The sequence below is a fragment of the Thioclava sp. JM3 genome (assembly GCF_002213185.1).
Taxonomy (GTDB): domain Bacteria; phylum Pseudomonadota; class Alphaproteobacteria; order Rhodobacterales; family Rhodobacteraceae; genus Thioclava; species Thioclava nitratireducens.
On record NZ_NBOB01000024.1, the window covers coordinates 1 to 8265 of the forward strand.

Sequence of the window (8265 nt, forward strand, 5' to 3'; positions counted from 1 at the left end):
GCTCGCCACCGGGCGCAGCGCGCCGTCAAAAACGATCGCCCGCGACGACGTGGTGCCTTGGTCGATTGCCAGAATATGGGTCATGAAGTCCTCCCGTTTCGCGCCTCAGGCCGCGTGCTCCTCCAGCCACGCGGCGACAGAGTTGACCTGATCGGCATCGAGCCGCAAGCCCAGCTTGGTACGCCGCCAGATCACGTCCTCGACCTTGCGGGCCCATTCCCTCTCGACGAGCCAGCGCAGTTCGGCCTCGGTAAGCGTACCGCCGAAATCGCGGCCCAGATCGGCCAGCGCCTTGGCATCGCCGAAGATGTCCCACGCCTCGGTGCCATAATGACGGATCATCCGCTCGGCCCATTTGCGATCCACGAAGGGGTAGTCTTGCGAGAGCTTGGCGATCTTGGCCTCGACCTCTTCGGGGGCGAAATCGCCGCCCGGGAGACGCGCGTCTTTCGTCCACGGCCCGCCCATCCCGGGCAGATGCGGGCGCAGCTTGGCCAGCGCATCCTCGGCCAGACGACGATAGGTGGTGATCTTGCCCCCGAATACATGCAGCGCCGCCGGCTGGCCCGTCGGGGCATCGAGCGAGAGCACGTATTCGCGCGTCGCCGCGGTCGCAGAACTCGCGCCGTCCTCATAGAGCGGGCGCACGCCGGAGAAGGTCCAGACGACATCGTCGGGCGTGACTTCCTGCTTGAAATACTCGGAGGCGAATTCGCACAGGTAATCGCGCTCGGCCTCGGTGCATTCGGCGGCGAGCGGCGAATCCTCATGCGCGGCCTCGGTCGTGCCGATCAGGGTGAAGTCCTGTTCATAGGGAATCGCGAAGATGATCCGCCCGTCGGTGCCTTGGAAGAAGTAGCATTTATCGTGATCGTAGAGCTTGCGGGTCACGATATGGCTGCCGCGCACGAGGCGGATATGCTCGCGGCTGGCGCTGCCCATCGTACCTTTCAGGATCTGCTCGACCCACGGGCCGCCCGCATTGACCACGGCGCGGGCCAAATGCTCCTCGCGCCCGTTCGGCCCCTCGGTGGTGATCACCCAATGACCGCCGTCGCGATGCGCCTCGACGACCCTCGTCTGCACACGAATGTCGGCGCCATGCGCCTCGGCGTCGCGCGCATTGAGCACGACGAGCCGGGCGTCTTGCACCCAGCCGTCGGAATATTCGAAGGCATGAGCGAATTGATCCTTCAGCGGCGCGCCTTCGGGCGTGTTGCGCAGATCGAGTCGCTTCGTACCCGGCAAGAGCCCCTGCCCTCCCAGATGATCGTAGAGGAACAGCCCCGAGCGGATCATCCAGGACGGGCGCTTGCCCCTCATCCACGGCATCACGGTCGAGAGCATCTTCGAGACGGGCGTATCGCTCTCGAAACGCATGTCGGCGCTGTAGGGCAGCACGAAGCGCATCGGCCAGGAGATATGCGGCATCGCGCGGATCAGCACCTCGCGCTCGGACAGTGCCTCGCGCACCAGTTTGATCTCGAGATACTCGAGATAGCGCAGCCCGCCATGGAATAACTTGGTGGAGGCCGAGGAGGTCGCCTGCGCGAGGTCGCCCATCTCGGCCAGACGCACCCTAAGGCCACGCCCTGCCGCGTCGCGCGCGATCCCGCAGCCGTTCACGCCGCCGCCGATCACGAAGAGGTCTACTGCCTGTGACATTCTGCGCACTCCTAACGCCCATCGCTTCTGCACCATTAGGCGCGATATTTTTCGTTATTGATAATTATAGACAATTTTCGCGCATAATCGAGCGTGAAAACGCCTCGCCCCCAAATTCTCCGCACCGATCACGAAACTTTTAAGGAACGCCAGCGTTGCTGTATGGTGAGACTCGGGGCGTTCAGCACGTTTGACGGGCAGAAAACTGACGATGTAGCTAACTCGCCTATGGGATTGATCGAGGTTAAAGTCGTGACGTGCGAAGAGGCTTACGTAAGGTAAGTCGCATCGGGAACCGGACGGGACAAGAGCATGTTCGATCATGAAACAGAACTGGAGATCGGGCTTGCTTCGGGGATGCGGGTCCGCATCGACCCGAAAGGCGCACGACTGACAAGTTTGGTCCTGCCAGGCGCCGACGGCCCGGTCGAGATTCTTATCGGCCCCGATCCCGGAGAGACCGCACGCAGCTTCCACGGCGCAACAATCGGGCGCTACTCCAACCGCATCGCCGGGGGCCGCTTCACGCTTGATGGCGAGCAGTTCCAGCTTGATACGAACGAGAACGGAAACTGCCTTCACGGCGGCGGTCAGGGCTTCGACCAGCGCGACTGGACGGTCGTGGCGCATTGGATCAACGCGGTGGCGCTGCGGCTCGAAAGCCGCGACGGCGATCAGGGATTTCCCGGCAATCTCGTGGCTGAGGCGAGCTTTGCGCTATCGGACCCTGCCACTCTGACGATCACCTATCGCGCGCGCTGTGATCGGGCCTGCCCGGTCTCGCTGACCTCGCACGGGTATTTCAACCTCGCCGGCGGTGGCTCGATCGCCGATCACCGGCTGAAGATCAACGCCGATCAGGTGCTGGAGATCGACTCCGAAACATTGCCTGTCGGCGCCCCGCGCGATGTCGCAGGCACCCGGTTCGACTTTCGCGATTCGGCCCCGGTGCCGGGACCGGATGGCGCAGGCTTCGATCACAACTTCTGTCTGCGTCCCGGCGCCATGCGCGAGATTGCGGCACTGAACGATCCGGCCTCGGGGCGCAGCATGACGATGCTGAGCAACCAGCCCGGCTTGCAGGTCTACACTTCGCCATCGGGTGATAGCTTCAACGCGATCTGTCTGGAGCCGCAGGCGTGGCCCGATGCGCCCAATCACCCCGAGTACCCGTCCGCGATCCTGCAACCCGGCAAGGAATACGTGAACCGAATTCGCCTGCAGTTCTCGGGCTGAGCCCGCGAAATCCACGCCAGCGGAAAAGGCGCGGCGCGCAGGGTCAGGTCAAACCGCTCAGCGCGGCACCGGCTTGACGATATCGCTCATAGCCCTCGTCGAACGCCGCGCGCAACGCAGGCACCGGCTCGATCGTCGCGGCAATCTCGGGCGGGCGTGCGAGTTCCAACCCGCCGCCGGTCGCCGCCATCATGCCGAGCCGTGCCGCCCCGAAGGCGCCGCCGTAGTCGCCCGCCACCGGCAGGGCCACCGGCGTATCGAGCGCCGTCGCGATTGCCTCACACCAATAACGCGAACGCGTCCCGCCGCCGACACCAAGCAGCGTCTCGATCCGCGTCCCGGTCCCAGCCAGCGCGTCGCGACAATCGCGAAGCGCGAAACTCACGCCTTCCAGCACGGCCCGCGTCGTCGCCGCCCGATCGGTCGCATGCTCAAGCCCGATGAAGGCCCCACGGATCGCCGCGTCGTTCAGCGGCGTGCGCTCGCCGCCAAGATAGGGCAGGAAGCGCGCCTTGCCCGGCGCCCGCAACGGGCCGAGGCCCTCGGTCAGTTGCTTGGCGTCGCTCTCCAGAAGCCGCGCATACCAGTTCAGCGCGTCGGTCGCGGCCAGCACCACGCCCATCTGGTGCCATGTCTGAGGCAGGGCGTGACAGAAGCTGTGCACGGCGCTCGCCGCATCGGGCCGATAGCCGTCGTCCGCGGCGAAAAGCACCCCCGAAGTGCCGAGCGAGACAAAGGCCTGTCCGGCCGCCACGACGCCGACGCCAACGCCCGAAGCCGCATTGTCGCCCCCGCCGCCCGCGACGACTACGCCCTCCGGCAGACCGAAGCGCGCCGCGATCTGCGGGCGCAGCGTGCCCGACACGTCCGAGCCTTCGACGAGACGCGGCATCTGTTCGCGCCGCATCCCGGTCGCCGACAGAAGCGCGTCCGACCAGTCACGCGCACCGGTATCGAGCCAGCTGGTTCCGGCGGAATCGGACATCTCCGAGGCATGTTCCCCGGTCAGCCAGAGCCGCAGGTAATCCTTCGGCAACAGTACCTTCGCCACCTTCGCGAAGATTTCAGGCTCTTGCTTCGCAAGCCAGACCAGCTTCGGTGCGGTGAAGCCGGGGAAGACGATATTACCGCTGATTTCGCGGAACTGCGGGTCGGCGTCGAGGGACGCCGCCTCGCGGTGGGCGCGAGTGTCGTTCCACAGGATGCAGGGCCGCAGCACCGCGTCCTGCGCATCCAGCAGCGTCGCACCATGCATATGCCCGGAAAGCCCGATACCGCGCACCGCCGAGAGGTCATGCTGCGCGAGCGTGCCCAGCACCGCCTCCATCGCCGCGACCCATTCGGCGGGATTCTGCTCCGACCAGCCTTCATGGGGGCGCGAAACGGTGAGGGGATGCGTCGCCTCGGCCACCACGCGCTGCGCATCGTCTATCAAGAGGCCCTTCAGCCCCGAGGTGCCCAGATCCAATCCGATAAACATGCTTGTCCTCCCGCGCGCGCTACTCGTCTCGCGCCGACCCTAACGTCTCTGGCGGGCATGTCGACTCCTCGACCCCACACGAATGTGCCCGTCCGTCGCACCGCATAACGGAACCGTGAGCGCATTGCGCGGTTGCCTTTCGAACAGTGACCCCGGAGCCTGGATGATCGCCTCTCTCTCGACCCCTCTTCTGCTTGGCGCTTTCACCCTTGCGGGGTTGATCGTCGTCATCTCCTCGATCAAGGCGACCGGGCTGGCCGACGTGATCGCGGATCGCACCCGCATCGGCGAGGCGCTGGCGGGCGGTATCGTTCTGGGCGCCGCGACTTCGCTGTCGGGGATCGTCGTCTCCGTCTCGGTAGCCGCACAAGGGGACGCGAGTTTCGCCTTCTCAAACGCCGTAGGCGGGATCGCCGCGCAGACCTTCTTTCTGGCGCTGGCCGACATGCTGCACCGGCGGGCCAATCTCGAACATTCGGCGGCGGAGCCTGCCAACCTGTTTCAGGCGGTGATGCTGATCGTGCTGCTATCGATCCCGCTCGCCGCGACCGCCGCGCCCGATTACGCGATCTGGGGCATCAGCCCGGCCTCGGTGATCCTGTTTCTCGCCTATCTCGGCGGCACCAAGCTCGCAGCCCAGGTGTCGGAAACGCCGATGTGGAAACCGGTCGAAACCCGCGAGACCCGCCATGACGAGCCCGAGGACGAAGAAGAGAGGAACCGTTCACCACGCGGGCCGATCCTCGTCTTCGTCGGCCTCGTCGTCGTCATGGGCCTCAGCGGCTGGGTCATTTCGCAAGCAGGGCGGGAATTCGTCACACGTTTCGACCTCAGCTCCTCGCTGGTAGGCGCATTGCTGACGGCGGTGGTAACATCGCTGCCGGAACTGGTGACGACGCTGACGGCGGTCCGCCGCGGCGCACTGCAACTGGCAATCGGCGGCATTATCGGCGGCAACACCTTCGACACGCTGTTCCTAGTCTTCTCGGACGGGGCGTATCGCGAGGGTTCGCTCTACCATGCAGTCTCGATGCCGGATCTGTACTGGCTGGCGACGGGACTGATGATGACGGGCGTGTTGCTCGGCGGATTGATCCTGCGGCAGAAGGACGGGCCGGCCCGGATCGGGATCGAGAGCCTGCTTCTGGTCGCGATCTACGCCTCGGCAGTGGTGCTGCAAGTCCTCGCCTGACCAAGGATTCTTGCCTCTCAGGGCCGGATTCGCGAAATAGGCAATATACATTTGCCGCAAGGACCGTTATGCAGGCGCCTTCCGCACGGGCTGCCAGAAGCAGAGCGGCCCGTCCCTTACGTCATTGCTTGGACGACTTTCCGATGATCCCCTCCCTTTCCGCAGCGCTCGCCGAGCGCGGCTACGACACTCTCACTCCCGTGCAGGACGCGGTGACCGATCCCGCGCTGGCGGGCAAGGACCTGCTGGTCTCTGCCCAGACCGGCTCGGGCAAAACGGTCGGCTTCGGTCTCGCGATCGCGCCGACCCTTCTGGGCGAGGCCGAAAGCTTCGGCCCGGCCGGCACGCCGCTTGCACTCGTCGTGGCCCCCACGCGGGAACTCGCTTTCCAAGTCATGCAGGAACTGCGCTGGCTCTATGGCAAGACCGGCGCCATCGTCAGCTCCTGCGTCGGCGGCATGGATCCGCGGCAGGAACGGCGCGCCCTCGAGCGCGGCACCCATATCGTGGTCGGCACCCCCGGCCGTCTGAGCGATCATATCCGCCGCGGCGCGCTCGACCTGGGCGACATTCGCGCGGTCGTGCTCGACGAAGCCGACGAGATGCTCGATCTGGGTTTCCGCGAAGACCTCGAATTCATCCTCGGCTCCGCGACGGAAGAGCGCCGCACGCTGCTGTTCTCGGCCACCGTGTCGCCTATGATCGCGAAACTGGCCGAGCAGTTCCAGAACGACGCGCAGCGCATCTCGACGATCAACACCGCGCAGCAGCACTCCGACATCGCCTATAAGGCGCTGAAGGTCGCGGCCTCGGACAGCGATCATGCGATCTTCAACCTGCTGCGTTTTCATCATGACGAAAGCGCCATCGTCTTCGCCAACACCCGCGCGGCGGTGAACCATCTCAGCGCCCGTCTCGGCAATCGCGGCCTCTCGGTCGTGACGCTCTCGGGCGAGCTGTCACAGGCCGAACGCAGCCACGCGCTGCAGGCGATGCGCGACGGGCGGGCGCGTGTCTGCGTGGCGACCGACGTCGCCGCACGCGGTATCGACCTGCCGAACCTGAGCCTAGTGATCCATGCCGATCTGCCGCAGAACACCGAGAGCCTGCTGCATCGTTCGGGCCGGACGGGTCGCGCCGGGCGCAAGGGGATGTCCGCGCTGATCGTGCCGCCTCGCATGGTCAAACGCGCCGAGCGCCTGCTGAAATTCGCCAAGATCAACGCGGAATGGACGGTGCCGCCCTCTGCCGAGTCGATCATCGCGCGCGACGAAGAGCGCCTGCTGACCGATCCCGATTGGCGCGAGCCGATCACCGAGGATCAGGCGGCGTTCGCGCGCAAGCTGCTCGACAGGCACGGGGCCGAGGCTGTCGCCGCCGCCTTCCTGCGCCTGCAGCAAGCGCGCAACGCACCGCCCGAAGACCTTCTGCCGCCCGACACCAAGGGCCAGTCCGAGCGCCAGGAATTCGGCCCGAGCCGCTGGTTCACCCTGTCGGTCGGGCGCAATGACCGAGCCGAGCCGCGTTGGCTGCTGCCGCTCCTGCGCCGCCATGCCGATCTGGAGAAATCCGCCATCGGCGCGATCCGCGTGCGCGACGACGAAACCTTCGTCGAGATTGCCGAGAAGAGCGTCGCAAAGTTCGCGGCCTCGCTTGGTCCCGATGGCGAGCTCTCCGACGAGATCACGGCCCGCGCCCTCAATGGTGAACCCGATTTCGGCCCGCCGCCGAAAAAGCGGCGCGCCGACAAACCGCAGGGCAAGCCCCATCGTGGCGAGCGTGGGGAACACCCGGGCAAGGCGCCCCATCGCAAAGGCTCGCCCAAGGGCGCACGTACTGAAGGCGCTCCGGCGGACAATACCAAGACGAGCGGCTGGAGCCCGGATGACGAGGCGGTCTTTGCCGCCCTAGCGGATATCCCGTCGAAAAAGCGCAAGCCCGAGGGCGGCGCCGGCGCGAAACCGAAAAAACCTCGCGCGAAATACGCGGGCCCCGGCAAAGGGACGCATCCGGGAAAAGGCGGAAAGCCCAAGCCCGGCGGCCCGAAAAAGCCGCGCAAGTGACGATATGATTCTACAAAAGGCCCGCAGCGATGCGGGCCTTTTTCGTACCAGATCAGAAGCGCCCGGGTCAGCGCCCTTACCGCCTTTGACTGTGAGAGCGCGACAGAAGCCTCCGTGTCCTGATGCCCCTTAATATCACTGTCACGGGTCTTTCGCCCCGCCACGAGCGAAGCCCGGTTGGTGTTGCTATGCGTCCGTGCAGGTCAACGATTGGCCTCCGAGACGAGGTAAGCCCCGTAAGTCCGAGCTCCGGAACAGGCGCGCCACGATACCAACGCCCCATCCCGTCATCATCCACCCGGCGCTTGCCGAGGTCTACCGCAGTAAGGTGGAATATCTGACGGCAGCGCTCAATGACAAGGATAGTCGCAGCGAGGCGACGGCGATCCTGCGCGGCCCGATAGAGGGGATCTTTCTGCACCCGGGCGCGGACGCACCCGGCGGCCATGTGATTGAGCTTTATGGCGAGTTGGGTGCGATCCTGGGATTGAGGGATGGCACAAATGACAAACCCCGCCTTCGTGGGGGCGGGGTGTCGAATTCTACTCCGCCTGCTTCCCCATTGCTTCTGGGGGGCTTAGCACAACGCAAGACACCGCCCGAAGGCGGCTGTGAGCGTATGGCTATGA

The 8265-nt window shown here is 65.4% G+C and carries 5 protein-coding genes and 1 pseudogene; 4 read left to right on the top strand and 2 right to left on the bottom strand.

Going from position 1 to position 8265, the window contains the following annotated elements; all coding sequences use genetic code 11:
• Positions 1 to 105: 105 nt before the first annotated feature.
• Positions 106 to 1665: a glycerol-3-phosphate dehydrogenase gene (glpD, locus tag B6V73_RS20065; RefSeq protein WP_088726289.1), complete on the bottom strand. Its 1560-nt coding sequence runs from the start codon at positions 1663 to 1665 to the stop codon at positions 106 to 108.
• Between the two features lie 312 nt (positions 1666 to 1977).
• On the opposite strand from glpD, the gene B6V73_RS20070 reads away from it, so the two are divergent.
• Positions 1978 to 2901, top strand: a complete 924-nt coding sequence (locus B6V73_RS20070) for an aldose epimerase family protein (protein WP_088726290.1) — start codon at positions 1978 to 1980, stop codon at positions 2899 to 2901.
• A gap of 43 nt (positions 2902 to 2944) precedes the next feature.
• On the opposite strand, the gene xylB is transcribed toward B6V73_RS20070, so the two are convergent.
• Positions 2945 to 4381, bottom strand: coding sequence for a xylulokinase (gene xylB, locus B6V73_RS20075; RefSeq protein ID WP_088726291.1), 1437 nt, complete (start codon positions 4379 to 4381; stop codon positions 2945 to 2947).
• A gap of 163 nt (positions 4382 to 4544) precedes the next feature.
• On the opposite strand from xylB, the gene B6V73_RS20080 reads away from it, so the two are divergent.
• The 3 genes and pseudogenes from B6V73_RS20080 to B6V73_RS21040 all read left to right on the top strand — a co-directional run.
• A complete protein-coding gene (locus B6V73_RS20080; RefSeq protein ID WP_075777643.1) occupies positions 4545 to 5573 on the top strand; it encodes a cation transporter in 1029 nt (342 codons plus the stop codon).
• A 143-nt stretch (positions 5574 to 5716) separates the two neighbouring features.
• Positions 5717 to 7636: a DEAD/DEAH box helicase gene (locus B6V73_RS20085; protein ID WP_088720662.1), complete on the top strand. Its 1920-nt coding sequence runs from the start codon at positions 5717 to 5719 to the stop codon at positions 7634 to 7636.
• A 328-nt stretch (positions 7637 to 7964) separates the two neighbouring features.
• Positions 7965 to 8265, top strand: a pseudogene (locus B6V73_RS21040) (hypothetical protein); the annotation flags it as partial.

Bases quoted from the DNA above. Each gene is read 5' to 3' on its own strand.
- B6V73_RS20085 (WP_088720662.1), top strand. From the start codon at position 5,717: ATGATCCCCTCCCTTTCCGCAGCGCTCGCCGAGCGCGGCTACGACACT.
- B6V73_RS20080 (WP_075777643.1), top strand. From the start codon at position 4,545: ATGATCGCCTCTCTCTCGACCCCTCTTCTGCTTGGCGCTTTCACCCTT.
- glpD (WP_088726289.1), bottom strand. From the start codon at position 1,665: ATGTCACAGGCAGTAGACCTCTTCGTGATCGGCGGCGGCGTGAACGGC.
- xylB (WP_088726291.1), bottom strand. From the start codon at position 4,381: ATGTTTATCGGATTGGATCTGGGCACCTCGGGGCTGAAGGGCCTCTTG.
- B6V73_RS20070 (WP_088726290.1), top strand. From the start codon at position 1,978: ATGTTCGATCATGAAACAGAACTGGAGATCGGGCTTGCTTCGGGGATG.